8 protein-coding genes are annotated in these 13,495 nt (G+C 56.3%); 2 read left to right on the forward strand and 6 right to left on the reverse strand.

The window, feature by feature from the left end:
- Positions 1-1,163: 1,163 nt before the first annotated feature.
- On the reverse strand, positions 1,164-2,048 hold the full coding sequence (locus MLPF_RS12410) for an FkbM family methyltransferase (RefSeq protein WP_045843754.1): 885 nt from the start codon (positions 2,046-2,048) through the stop codon (positions 1,164-1,166).
- Positions 2,049-2,405: 357 nt separating this feature from the next.
- Here MLPF_RS12410 and MLPF_RS12415 point away from each other — a divergent pair, with 357 nt between their 5' ends.
- Together MLPF_RS12415 and MLPF_RS12420 are read left to right on the forward strand one after the other, a co-directional pair.
- The gene (locus tag MLPF_RS12415) at positions 2,406-3,383 is read left to right on the forward strand and encodes a class I SAM-dependent methyltransferase (protein ID WP_045843755.1); all 978 of its coding nucleotides are present in this window, start codon (positions 2,406-2,408) and stop codon (positions 3,381-3,383) included.
- Between the two features lie 190 nt (positions 3,384-3,573).
- Positions 3,574-4,839 carry a glycosyltransferase gene (locus tag MLPF_RS12420; protein ID WP_045843756.1) on the forward strand — a complete coding sequence of 422 codons (1,266 nt, stop codon included), beginning with the start codon at positions 3,574-3,576 and terminating at the stop codon, positions 4,837-4,839.
- 163 nt (positions 4,840-5,002) lie between these two features.
- Here the strand turns inward: MLPF_RS12420 and MLPF_RS12425 are convergent, their stop codons facing one another.
- The 5 genes from MLPF_RS12425 to MLPF_RS12445 are packed head-to-tail and all read right to left on the reverse strand — an operon-like array spanning position 5,003 to position 13,494.
- Entirely contained in the window at positions 5,003-6,274 is a 1,272-nt protein-coding gene (locus tag MLPF_RS12425; protein WP_045843757.1) for a phthiocerol/phthiodiolone dimycocerosyl transferase, read from the reverse strand.
- Positions 6,275-6,322: 48 nt separating this feature from the next.
- Positions 6,323-7,153 (reverse strand): ABC transporter permease, encoded by an 831-nt coding sequence (locus MLPF_RS12430; protein ID WP_045843758.1) that lies wholly within the window; start codon positions 7,151-7,153, stop codon positions 6,323-6,325.
- The gene (locus tag MLPF_RS12435) at positions 7,150-8,016 is read right to left on the reverse strand and encodes an ABC-2 transporter permease (RefSeq protein ID WP_045843759.1); all 867 of its coding nucleotides are present in this window, start codon (positions 8,014-8,016) and stop codon (positions 7,150-7,152) included. The genes MLPF_RS12430 and MLPF_RS12435 overlap by 4 nt, the downstream gene beginning before the upstream one ends.
- Complete coding sequence (locus tag MLPF_RS12440; RefSeq protein WP_045843774.1) at positions 8,013-9,008, reverse strand: ATP-binding cassette domain-containing protein; 996 nt, start codon at positions 9,006-9,008, stop codon at positions 8,013-8,015. The genes MLPF_RS12435 and MLPF_RS12440 overlap by 4 nt, the downstream gene beginning before the upstream one ends.
- Positions 9,009-9,018: 10 nt before the next feature.
- Positions 9,019-13,494, reverse strand: coding sequence for a type I polyketide synthase (locus MLPF_RS12445; RefSeq protein ID WP_045843760.1), 4,476 nt, complete (start codon positions 13,492-13,494; stop codon positions 9,019-9,021).
- Position 13,495 lies beyond the last annotated feature (1 nt).

Below are 13,495 nucleotides of genomic sequence, written 5' to 3' on the forward strand. Positions count from 1 at the left end.
ATTGCACAAAGCAGGTTCTGGGCAGAACATCGATCCGCGCCTGGCCTCGAACGTCTTGCGTGATCTGCTCAAAGCACAAAGAATTTGAGACGCTGGCCGTTCCGGCCGCTTACGTTGCTGCTGCCCCAGCCTTGGACGGTGCAGCAGAGCAGGTCAAGCTACATAAAGCAGTGTCGTGATACATGCCGTGCGGACTGCCTAGACCGTGGAAAACGAAGCTCGCAAGAGCTTAGTGTACTCCTAAACACCGCGGGAGAGGGCCGGGGCGGAATCGTCCAGGGGATCTCCTACAAGGACAGGCGCATAATACCAACCACTGTGAAAACCGAGAAATTACTCGGCTAAGATGTGAAAACAACTTATAAGCACCTTTTGTTGTTATAGACATGAATTCGGCGACTACCACACTTTTTGAGTCCGTGCAACCGCATATTCGGGCTGCGGTAAACACACAATCACACCCGGTTTTCCTTCTAACCAGGCTGGACGGTGTTCGCAGAAAGGGGAGCCTGGCGAGCAGCTCTACATCATCAAATCGGACTAAATTACCATTAGCCTTAGCTCTCCAGACAGACATGAAGACCTAATGGCCCTCCTGGGACCAGCCAAAGCGTTCGACGAGATTGCGGTTTAGACCCCAGGCCACATGACTCGACCGCGGCTGCAATCACGAAAGTGCATACGGACTGGATGGACCGCGAGTTTCCACCTGCCTTGATCGCGAAGTCAATGAACATCTGTCGATGGGTATTGGCTCGCCGTCTGCAGCACACTTAAGACGCACTGGACAATCTGATCTTCAACGATGTGCCTGACTAGGTCGTCAAACAGCTGCTGCTGCGGTCCCAGCGATTAGGCACTCACGAAGGCCGCGCATCCCGGAGAACCGACACTTTGTTCATGGAGAGGTCACCCAACTGGCCAGTGCGTCGCACGAGGCACTAAAGGATTTCGCTAACCGAGGCCTAGACCACCTTGCGCACCAAGCCAGCTAACTGACTTAAACCACCACAATGCCTTCGGCAGCGATGGGGCAAAGTTCTTAGCACAGAATCATTTCGCTATTTGACAAGAAGTAAGTTCACTTCTCCGCTCTGAGAATCCGTTCGGAACAGGTTCAGCGCATCAACAGCACGTTGCGGTCGACAACTGGTCAGCCTAGCTCAATCCAGCCGGGCGTGCAGGTCGTACCATCCGGACAAGACGACCTCCATCGTCCAAGTGACTAAGCGCCGCCCGAACGGGCGCTTAGTGAAATTCGACACCGTGCGATGGCTGGGCATCGGGAGGAATCGTTGCAATGATCGCATCCCTTTACCACCGAAGCCCCTAACATTGTAGCGACGCTGCAGGACCTGTGCCCTCCGCACGGCCTTGTCTATCATCTCCCATCTAACGGGCAATTCTTCACCGAATAACCCGCTGCAGTGCTCGGTAAAGTCAACGCTAGCGAAGCAACCTTCTCTGGCCGGATTAGGTGGCTTATACCTCGAGTGTTTACGCTGATCGACGTAGGCGAAACGGCGGTACCCGAGCTCCCAAAGCACCGCAAGCTCTTCAAACGCTGCGTCAAATGCACCCGCGGGGGAACTCACGCTCGATTCAATAGAGATGAAGTCCGGTAGATTGTCGGCTTGCTTCAGAGCGTGAACACAAAGCATGTCCAGCCCCTCGATGTCGACCTTGAGGTAATGGGGCACCCCAACTTCCTCAAGAACACTGACGAACGTCCGCGCAGGCACATCGATGTAGTGGTATGTCACTCCCGCCATCGACTTATTGCGCTCAATGATTGCAGGAGACATCGAAGTCCAAAGCGACTCTTCGTCACAGATAGCTAGTGGCAAGGTGCCCTCTGTCGCGGCTATAGCCTCCGGAAGGATTTGCAACTGTCCAGATTCGATCTCTGACGCGAATCGAATACGGGCGGCATCAACAAGAACGGGGTTCGCCTCAAGAGCAACAACATCAAAACCTTTGGCGAGATAGAACGCGGTGTCTTGTCCATTATGCATGCCAACGTCGATGATCAGATTCGGACGCTTCATAGGGATTCATCCATAATGGGTAAATACTGTACCCTTCGCTGCCACTAATACTAGCAACCAGGTGCCTTTCGCAAGCCATGATGAACATCACATGACTGCGCGAACGCATCGCTGCTGGCCGAGTCTACCACCACCGAGGCGCCCGCCAAGGTGATAGACCTGCTTCCTTGTACGCATCGACTCCACCTAATTACAACAGGACCTAATTACAACAGGGCATTCGTGGCAGCACGCTGACGTACCAACGCACTCGGAGATACCCGGTGTGTTACGCTCTCATTAAAGATTTGGGTTCTAGTAAGCAACCTCGCTAAAACATTACATGGAATCTAGAGTGCACAGTCTGGGTGGCGAAAAATGGGCGCGTTGGGTGTGTCAAAAATAATATCTAAGGAAAATGTGACTATATTAGCAGCAAAAATTAATTGGATGCTTCGATGTCTTGTATTTTTGTTCCGTTTCGGGCTTGTATTTTTATTCCATTCAGGTATAGTACGTCCTATCATTATATGGCACGGATTTGCAGGATTATTGCGCTATTTTCTGGTCAAGCATGGCGTTCCATCCGGTACAGCAAAACACCTAGCTAAGATTCATGCCGAATTCGAAGAACAAGCGGCTCAGGGACAGTTCAAAGAACTATACTTCGATATGACCGATCGAAATATTGTCGTGTGGAGTGATACCTTTTCAAGGGTCTTCGATCGTAAGAAACCTGTACGGATCCTCGAAATCGGAGCATGGGAAGGCCGATCAACCCTATTCTTACTGACCTATTTTACCCAAGGGCACTTGACAGCCGTGGACACATGGGCCGGTAGCGATGAACACCAGCACAATGCACCATCGGATTTGCGAAGCCTCGAAGCCCGTTTTGATAGCAATCTAACTCCTTGCGCAGCGCGGTTAACCAAGCGTAAGGGATCGTCGTTGCATGTGTTGCCTCAACTACTCGAAGAAGAACAGAAATTTGATGTGATTTATGTGGATGGATCGCATTTTGGTGACGACGTTTTAGCAGATGGGATCACCGCCTGGCGCCTGTTAGAGAAGGGCGGGATACTTATTTTCGATGACTTTTTATGGCCCGGCTACCCACGCGCGCGAGCCAATCCCGCATGGGCGATCAACTTATTTTTGAAGTACCACGCAGGTGAGTATAAAATTCTGAATATTTCCTATCAAGTGATTTTACAGAAAAAATTAGTATTTAATGACCGCGTAATAACTTCCCTCGCCACAGGTCAGTACAACGACCGTCGTCGATTTACTAAGGAGTTCATAAATAATTTAAATTCAACCAGTCAAGTTATGAGCGGAAAATTCGATCACTAAAGCGACGGCGTTGACATGAGCTGATACAATAGCTGTGCCCCTGGCAGTACAAAACATATAGACGTTGATAGCCGCACTCTCATCTGTGGATGCTGAAAAATTTAATACTCCGATTAGCCTGTGGCAATGTGCCATTGGTACCCACAACGCACACGAATCACTGAATTACGTGAAAGCACTGAGAAAATAAATGAAATTTACTTTGGCTGCTAGCGGGTCTCGCGGTGATGTCGAGCCGTTCGCCGCGCTCGGTGTGGAATTGCAGCGCCGAGGCCATGAAGTTCGCATTGGTGTCCCCCCTGATTTGCTTCGCTTCGTCACGTCAGCCGGGCTGGCCGCGGTCGCCTACGGGCCGGATACCCAAGAGTTTCTGGCCCACGATGCCTATAGTCAATGGCGCCAATGGTGGAAAATTCGGCCGCCGATCAAAGCTCTGCAACAACTCCGCCAGGCATGGACGGACATGGCGGCGGACTTGAAGTCACTGGCAGACGGAGCCGACCTGGTGATGACGGGCGTGGTCTATCAGGGGATCGTCGCCAACGTCGCTGAGTACTACGGCATTCCATTTGGAGTGCTGCATTTCTTTCCCGCGCGGGTCAACGGCCAAATCATTCCTAGCCTGCCATCGCCGTTAAATCGCGCTATGCTCGCGGCGGTCTGGAGAGCACATTGGCTCTTAGCGAAAAAACCCGAAGATGCTCAGCGCCGTGAACTAGGCCTGCCGAAAGCAAGCTCACTCTCGACGCGACGGATCGTGAAACGAGGGGCGCTCGAGATTCAGGCCTATGACGAGCTCTGCTTTCCTGGGTTGGCCGCGGAATGGGTAAAATACGGTGACCGCAGGCCCTTCGTTGGTGCACTAACCCTAGAGTTACCGACGGCCGCCGACAATGAGGTCTTGTCGTGGATAGCTTCCGGGACACCGCCAATCTACTTCGGCTTCGGCAGCATGCCAATCGTATCACCAACCGATACGGTCGCGATGATTGCCGCAGCCTGTGCGGAGTTAGGGGAACGCGCGTTAATTTCCGTTAGACCTAAGGACTTAACCCAGGTGCCAAAGTTTGATCACGTCAAAATAGTGACATCAGTAAGTCATGCGGCCGTATTTCCCGCCTGCCGCGCAGTCGTGCACCATGGTGGCGCCGGAACCACGGCCGCAACCCTGCGGGCCGGAGTCCCAACACTGATCCTCTGGATTTTTATCGAACAGCCGGTCTGGGCAGCTCAGATCAAGCGACTGAAAGTCGGTTCAGGCCGGCGATTCTCCGTCACCACCCAAAGGTCACTGGTCGCCGACCTCCGCACGATCCTTGCCCCGCAGTACGCTACCCGAGCCCGCGAGGTCGCGAATCGGATGAGCAAACCTGACGAAAGCGTTAACGCTGCTGCGAATCTATTGGAAGACAAGGCCAGACGAAATAAATCCAGCACTCGGCATCGCGACTGTTGAGGTCCGTTTCCGGCAACCACTCAGACGCCAGTCGGAGGCATCGCAGTGCTCAAGCCCAGGAAGCTGCAAAAAGGGTTTCCAATGACCAAAACAGGTCGTCACACAGAAATGACCCCGGCGACCCCGGGTGCAAACCATTATCTACAGCTGTAGACACTACACATCACTCCATAATCCAGCCGTACTCCGAGGGAACAGCGCACAGCAGGGAACGTATTACCTCGAGAGCCTTTTCCGGTTTCTCGATATGTCCGTGATGCTCGATGATCAGTTGTCCTTCGTAGACGCCACAGGAGTAGAGATCCAGCGGGACACTAATCGAACAATAGAATCGGCCCTGAATGTCTTCAATCGTAAGACCCGGCGGTGTGCGCATCGTTGGGAACGCAGTGGCATCAGTGCAGAAGACAAGGGGGGGCAGACCGGGCGGAGTTCCTTCGAATGCCGTACCAAAGTGCAGACCCGACTGCTGAACCACGCCGTTGGCCAAGTCAGCCCGAAGTGTGGCAACGATATCGGTTGCCAAATCAACGATGTCGGTGTCCGGTCCGATCTCAGCGAGGTAGCCCGCCGCCCCGAGTAAGTTGGTACTTTCGGTCGGGGCTACCGGAGGGGCAAGAACATATCGCAAATCGACGGGATAAACGTAGGGAATCGGGACATGCGGGGTTTCGCGGAGTCGCCACTCGGCCAGCAGAATGGCCGCCGCTACCACTGCGTTGATACTGAGCCGATGTTCACGACCGAACGCCGCGAGATCCGATGTCTCCTGCTTGGTGAACCAGAGTCTGGTGACCGGAACGGCTTGGGGCAATCCAGGCTTCGCGAGGACAGCCGGCGTTCCAGTGGCAGGAAGATCATAAGCATACATAACCGACATAAAACGCTCAGCTCCCGAAAGGCCGTGTTTCTTGATACCCCGCTGTTGTAGGACGGCCTCCATCGACAGTGGTGTGGCCTGTGGGATTATCGGTCCAGGGTCACCAGTAGTCACCACGTCGGTGTAGCGGGAGAACAGCTCATCGACCAGAACGGCCCCATGGTGACCATCGGCCATGCTGTGATGAATATAGAGTACGAGCTCGCCCGCTCCCTCACGACGGGTAAGTCGCAGATTCAATAGTGAAACGCTCTGATCGAGCCGCGTTTCGGACTGTATTTCACTACCACCCGACTGCACCCCGTTAGTAGCATCAACGACACAGATCCCAGGGTGGAGCAGGTCGTCGGCAACGAGGTTCCAACCGCCATCACAACTTGCCTCAAGATGACTGGCCAAAACTGGATGGGCCTGCACGAGCGCGTCGAAGGCCTCCGACAGAGCATCGACCTCGAGAACACCGCGCAGCTGGATTGTCATAGACGTGAAAACTTCGTATTGCGCGAAAACTTCCTCACTGTGCGACAGCTTTCGGATCACAGATCCGGCAAACACCTCAAGACTCCCAACTGGTCACCACACCCGGGGCCACCACATATTGCGTCAATGCATACACGCCAGTCGATAGCCGACTGCCAGGGGTACCGCACATAAGGCACAAATGCCTGCGGTCCACAGCAGCATCGCAACCATCGAAGCTAAGACCGGACCCCCCATCGATAATCCGCGCATCGTCGCAATGGCGTAACTCACCGGTTGATGAGCGACTAAGGGCTGAATCCATCCTGGATACTGGTTCAGCGGTACTAGACCGGTGGACAAAAAGACCGCGATTGCCTGCACCAACTCAACCGCTTCAACCACAAACGTTTGCTCTGTGTAAAGCGCCACGGTGGTGACGATAACGGCGATGGCAATACCAAATATCACCGGGATACTAACCCACATAAGGCTCGCAATCACACCCTGTCGAAACCGGAAACCGAGTACCACCCCAGTAACCAACATCACAAGGGTGGTGACGAAAGTCCGAATTGTGTTTGCGAGGATTCGAGCAAGCAAGCCCGATGCCCGATGAATGGGCAACACCCATAGTCGGGAAAGCAGACCGATGGAGCGCTCGCGTACCAGGTCTATAGCGACGAATGTTGAGCCAGTGATCGCGGCGCCAAGGGTGATTAGTGGCACGAAGCTGTATAGCCCGCTGTCGCAAGTTACGATGTAAGCCAGATTACCCAGCACGATGTTCAACACCACCAGAAAAAGAATCGGCAACACGAGCGCACCGATAATGGTGACATAATCGCGCGCCCACCGAGTGAGTAACCGCTTGGTCTGCAACAAAGTCTGCGAAACGAACGCCTGAACAGAGGTGTTCGTGTGCTGCGAGCTCGCGGGTACCAACCCTACTTTTTGACTTGTCATAGGGATCATGTCCGTCTAAACAAAATGACAAGGCACGTGGGCACCAGGACCACCAAAAAACTGAACAGCCAGGCCAACGTCGGAGCCATAACAGACCACGCCACCGGTATGACTGTCTTAGTGGTCTCTCCAGCCAGCGCGCGCAATGCCACCACAAACTGGGAGACTGGTTGGTTAAGAACAAAAGGGTGGATCCAACGAGGAAACAGCTTGACTGGCATGAGACCTACCGACAACAGTCCGAAGATCAAGATCGGCAAAGTCAGTAGCGGCAGCATCGCGTCGGGATTCCTGATCGCGGTGCCAAGCAGGTCAGCGGCGAATGAAAGCACGGTCCCGATTGCGAGCGCCAATGCACAAAATCCAACGATATAGAGAGGACCGCGATGGAACTGGAATCCGATCACGTGTCCGCAAATCAGCGCTACCCCCATACCCCAACAGCATCGCTGCACGGCATCTGTCACACGGGCGAACACCGGCGTCACCGGAGCGATCGGCATAGTACGAAACCGTCGACTTATGCCTCTCAGAGAATCGGTTGCTGCCCGGAAGGACGATCCGATCGCGGCGAATGCGATGGACTGCAACACGATCAGCGGAGTGACGTATTGTCCTAGATTGCTGGCGATGCCTGAGCTGGGGCCACCCACAAAATGATTCCACGGTATGGCAAACGGTAGGTAGAGGCCCACCGTGAATACCACTGGCGCGCCGATTTGTATTATTTTCTCAAACACAAGCAACCTCATGTCCATGTAATAGCGCGTAGTGAGCGCCCACCACTGCCGGAGCGTCGACCGACGTGGCTTTGCCATGCTTGTGCTTGGCCACTTTGAGGCCGAACTCGGAGCTAATGCCGGCATGCTCATCGAATCGCCCCTGCCGCTAAATGGCTCAGCGACTCGCTGGGATCCGTTGTCATCGAAAAGAATACGTCATCGAGCGACGGCCGGCGTAGCGCAATGTCAGCCAGCTCAACACTCACCTCATCGATCCGACGCGCAGCTTCGATGAGCGTCTGCGTGCCATCCGGGGCCGGCATCGTAATCCGGTCTGATGTAGGCGTAAGCATCGCTCTGCTGTGTTCGGGCAACAGCGAACCGAGCGCGGCGACGACAGTGCCCAGATCCTTCAGATCGCGCGGTACTATTTCACAAAAAGTCTCGCCGACGCGGTGCTTAAGCTCACTCGCGGTGCCTTCTGCGATGATCATACCGTGATCGATCAAGATGATCCGGTCACTGAGTTCGTCCGCCTCCTCGAGATACTGCGTGGTCAGCAGTGTGGCAATACCGATCTGTTTGAAGCTGGCCACTAGATCCCAAATAGCTTGCCGGCTCCGCGGATCCAGCCCGGTTGTGGGCTCATCTAAGAATGCCACTTGGGGTTGAACCACCAATCCGCACGCAATATCTATCCGTCGACGCATCCCGCCCGAGTACGTACCCACCCGCCGCTTCCCAGCGTGTAGGAGGTCAAATTGCTCGAGCAGTTCTTGCGTCCGTACGCGCGCTACAGATTTGCTCAGCCCATACAGACGACCGAACAAAATTAGGTTCTGCTCACCGGAAAGCTGGTCATCGACAGCGACTTGCTGTCCGGTGACCATGATCGAGCGACGCACCCCGGCCGGTTCGGAAACCACGTCGTAGCCGGCTACGGTTGCCAAGCCGCGATCCGGCCGGGTCAGCGTCGACAAGATGTCCACCATGGTCGTCTTGCCCGCACCGTTCGGACCAAGCAGGCCGATCACTTCACCGCGATCCACGTCGAAACTGACATCATCCAGGGCGATAACCTTGCCCTTGCCATAGGTCTTGCGAACCCCGCGAACCATTACGGCCTTGTCGTTGTTGCGCATCCGATCCTCCTCAGCCGGCATCCAGGTTTGACAGGTCCACCAGAACGCCCGCTTGGGGTGCCCCAGCTATTTCACTCTCGTCGTGCTCGTCCTGCTGCGTCGCGATGCCTTCCTGGATCAACTTACTAAGCGTGCCTGGGAAGGACTGCGCGAGTGCTTCTGCTGTTACCTGCGGGATCCGTCGGATGTCGTACCACCAATCCAGATGCAGTGAACCGCTAGACCGATACGTCCGAAGTTCGACGGCGTGGCCCATCCCAGGAATCGGTTCTTGCACCGGAAGCGTCATGTCCGAGTCGAACTGTACCGGAGCATCGATGGACGGCGGCTCAGGGACAACGCCCACGTACCGGAAGTGAATGTCAGGCGTGCGCTGCGCACCGAGTACGCGTCCGGTCGGCGCGTACACATACCGCAGCAGTCCGTATCCAATCCCGTAATGCGGAATGGATTTAAGGGTGTTGTGAACAGCGTCTAGTTGCGCAAGCGCACCCTGGCTCTTCGAGCAGGACAGTGGAATTGGGTAATAGTTCTTGAACCAGCCGATTGTTCTTCGTACGTCGACGTCCGGCCGCAATACCGAACGGCCCTCGCCCTCAAGCTCTACGGCGACCACACCATCACCGACCGTTTGGGCAATTGTACGACCAAGCGCGGCCAACACAATCGCCTGAATCGATCGCCGAAACCTGCGCCGGGCATCATCCAGTTCGGATATCTGCTCAACGCTTAGCGTGCACGAAACCTTAGCCAGATCATCGGCACCGGGCGGTTGGGTACTATCTGTATTAAGCACGGCATTGGTCAACCACAAATTGGCCTTGTTCGCATTCTCTATCCAGAAGGAGCGGGTGTCGAGAGCTGCCGGATGCGTCGCGAGGCCCGCGCAACGCAGTGACCATTCCCGCCATCCGGTGGTGACCGGTTCCAGTGTGATCTCCTCGCCAGCTAGCCGTTGCCCAAAAGCGGTTATGATATCGGTCCCCAAGATTTGGCGCGATGCATCGTCGGTGACCATCTGGTGCACAGCAAGACCGAGGTAGTTCGGACCACCGTGGGAGGTTATGATCTGCACGGCGATCAGCGGATCTTTCGAATTACTTTGACTAGCAATAAGTTCGGCCAAAATGCTGGATATCACTGCCCGTTCCTCTGCGCTGCCGGCGGCTACACCGTCGGGAAGCGGCCGGGTCGAGAGCCGGGTGAATTCTCCGGTCGCCGCGATGTGCTGTTCCCACATTCCGTCGTTGTCGACAAGGCTGAGGCGCAAGGCGTCGTGGTGGTTGACCACTGCGGTCAGCACGGCTCGAATGTCGTCTGACCCTATCTTGGGGTCAAGCCGCAGGATCAATGGAACGCGCCAGCGGCCAGTGTCACGCAACCCCTGCTCGAGGAAGTAAGCGATGTTGGGTGGAACCGCCGGATGCGCCGCAGCCTCTGGTGGTTTCGCCAACCCACTCGACGCGAATGAGGCATCGACGACGGCTGTCAGCGAGGCTAGAGTCGGGTGCTCGTACATATCCTGCGGTGTGATAGTCATGCCTTCGTTGGCCGCGGCCATCGAGATGCTGATCGCCATCAAGGAGTCGCCGCCTAAGTCAAAGAAATTGGCGGTCCGATCAACCGAACTGACGCCTAGGCACTGTGACCAGATGCGCTGCAACGTGGCCTCGGTCTGCGACTCCCCGCCGCGCACCCCTTCAACAGTGACGGAATCGACGCTGGAGTCGACCAGTGAGCCATTGCTCGCGCCGGGAATCTGCGTCCAGATCGTGTGTCGGGGTTCGACCCAATGACGTTGTCGAGCAAACGGATAACCAGGCAAGGAAACGAAGTGCGGCATGGCCGAACGCCGAGGCGTCCAGTCAACTTCGATTCCAGCCGACCAGAGTTCACCCAGCGCGCGCAAGAAAGTGTCGCGGTCATCGACGTTCTGAAGCGGATGGCGCATGAGCCGAACAGCGCGGTGCCCACTCGACCACTTCGGGTGACGCATCGCCGAACCGGTCAAGCTGCCACCGGGACCGACTTCGACAAGGACTCGCCCCGATTGCGACAACACCACGTCTAGCTCGTCGGCGAAGCGGATCGTGGACCTGATTTGACGCGTCCAGGTTTCCGGATCGGTGACCTGCTGCTCGGACATCCAGGTTCCGGTGAGGTTGCTCAGCAACGGTGTGTTCGGAACGCGAAGCTGTTGACGAGACAGAAATTCGGAGAATTCTATTAGCATAGGATCCATCGAGCTTGTATGGAACGCATGAGTGGCACGGACCCGCCGGACGGGTATCCCCGCCTCGTTAAGACGTTGGCTGAACGCGCGAATCTGGTCTTTAGGCCCGGCGACCACACAGTTACCGGGATCATTCACGGCAGACAACTCGACGCCGGTGGCAAGATACTCCGCGAGGTAATCGGTGATGTCGTCGGGGCCCAGCGCCACTGCAACCATGGCCCCCGACGGCGATTCATGCATCAAACGGGCACGCAACGACACCGTTTCGATCGCCGTCTCGAGGTCGAATACCCCGGCCAAGGTAGCTGCGACGTACTCGCCGGTACTGTATCCGATGTAGGCCCCGGCAACTACGCCAAAGCTGTCGACCAACTTCGCCAGTGCGTATTCCACCGTGAACAGCGCCGGTTGCGAACGGTCGATGCGCTCCAGATCCATCGCGGTACTGTTGAATATCGTCGAGTGTAAGTCCAGGTCACCCATCGCTTCGCGGAATCCGGCAGCACAGGTGTCGAAGTGTTCAGCGAAGACGGACTCGGTGTCGTAGAGTCCTTTGGCCATTTCAACGTGCTGAGTACCTTGCCCGGGAAACAGGAAAACGACGCGATCTGACCCCAAGGTGGTGGTTGAAGCGGTGTCGGCGGCACCGCACCCGGTATCAGCACCGGATTCACCAACGAAAACATTGTCGTGCTCGGCCGATCGCAGAACCGTGACCGCATGCTCTAAGTCACGAACGACGGCAGCCATCGTGATGTTGTGCTTGCGGCGCCGGGCCAACGTATAAGCGACGTCGGACAGGCACGGTGCTCCTGATTTTTCTAACACCGCGGCCAGAGCTTCCCGCGATTCACCAAGCGCAGCAGCAGTCTGCGCCGACAGAAGGACCACCTGGGGGCCGGCCGGCGCAGCAACAGTGGATGATTCAACTGGTGCTTCTTCCAAGACGACGTGGGCGTTGGTACCACCGACCCCGAACGAGCTGACCCCCGCACGACGCACGCCGTCCCACTTCCACGGTCCATACTTGCTTTGCACGACGAACGGAGTTTGGTCCAGACGCAGTTCCGGGTTCGGACTGGTGTAGTGCAGGGTCGCGGGAATCGCCTTGTTCTTCAGGCACAAAATTGTTTTGATCAGACCCGCGATTCCGGCGGCAACTTCTAAGTGGCCGATGTTCGATTTGACCGACCCCAGTACACATGGGCCCGGGCGGGATACCGGCGACACTTCGAATGCCGTTTTCAACCCTTGGATTTCGATGGGGTCCCCGAGCGGGGTGCCGGTGCCATGGGTCTCGACATAGCTCACGGTCGACGAATCAATACCGGCCACCGCATGCGCTTCCGCGATGACGTCGGCTTGAGCGGCAGGATTGGGCGCTGCGTAACCCATTTTCATGGAGCCATCGTTGTTGATCGCTGACCCGCGGATGACGGCATGAATTCGGTCGCCGGCGTCGATGGCGGCCTGCAACGGCTTGAGGGCCACTAACGCAACACCGCTGCCGAAGACGGTGCCGTCGGCCCGCACGTCGAAGGGTCGACAATGGCCTACAGCCGACACCATCGATCCCGGCGAGTGCCAGTAGCCGACACGGTGCGGAATGCACAGCGACGATCCACCGGCCAGTGCCATGTCGCATTCGCCGGACAGCAGGCTCAGGCAGGCAAGATGCAACGCGACAAGCGAAGACGAGCACGCGGTTTGAACCGCAATACTTGGGCCACGCAGGTTGAACGCGTGCGATATCCGAGTTGCCAAAAAATCTTTATCGTTCTGTAGGAACAGACTGAACTGGTCGAAGTTGAGTCCTTCAGCCAAAACGGTATGGGGGTCGCGATGCGACAACAGGTTATGCAGGAGATAACCGCTGGGAGAACTGGTTCCGTATACTCCGATCGAGCCGTCGAACTGCGCGGGGTCACAGCCTGCATCCTCTAGCACATGCCACGCGCACTGGAGGAACAATCGGTGCTGTGGATCCAATACCTGCGCGGCCAGCGGCGGCAGCCCGAAGAAGTCGGCATCGAACTCGTCGATCCCGTCGAGTAGCGGTGCGCGACGCACGTACGCCGGATCGGCTAATGCTTTGTCGCTGACCCCGTTGTCGCGCAGCTCCTGCTCGGACAGGGTGACGATCGACTCCTTGCCGCGTCGAAGGTTGGTCCAAAACGCCGACACATCGTTGGCGCCCGGAAATTTGCCGGCCATGCCGACCACTGCGATCGCGTTGTTGGGGGTGCTCAAC

Origin of the sequence: Mycobacterium lepromatosis, from assembly GCF_000975265.2 — a bacterium.
GTDB classification, from domain to species: domain Bacteria; phylum Actinomycetota; class Actinomycetes; order Mycobacteriales; family Mycobacteriaceae; genus Mycobacterium; species Mycobacterium lepromatosis.

Bases quoted from the DNA above. Each gene is read 5' to 3' on its own strand.
- MLPF_RS12410 (WP_045843754.1), bottom strand. From the start codon at position 2,048: ATGAAGCGTCCGAATCTGATCATCGACGTTGGCATGCATAATGGACAA.
- MLPF_RS12440 (WP_045843774.1), bottom strand. From the start codon at position 9,008: ATGCGCAACAACGACAAGGCCGTAATGGTTCGCGGGGTTCGCAAGACC.
- MLPF_RS12420 (WP_045843756.1), top strand. From the start codon at position 3,574: ATGAAATTTACTTTGGCTGCTAGCGGGTCTCGCGGTGATGTCGAGCCG.
- MLPF_RS12415 (WP_045843755.1), top strand. From the start codon at position 2,406: ATGGGCGCGTTGGGTGTGTCAAAAATAATATCTAAGGAAAATGTGACT.
- MLPF_RS12430 (WP_045843758.1), bottom strand. From the start codon at position 7,153: ATGATCCCTATGACAAGTCAAAAAGTAGGGTTGGTACCCGCGAGCTCG.
- MLPF_RS12435 (WP_045843759.1), bottom strand. From the start codon at position 8,016: ATGAGCATGCCGGCATTAGCTCCGAGTTCGGCCTCAAAGTGGCCAAGC.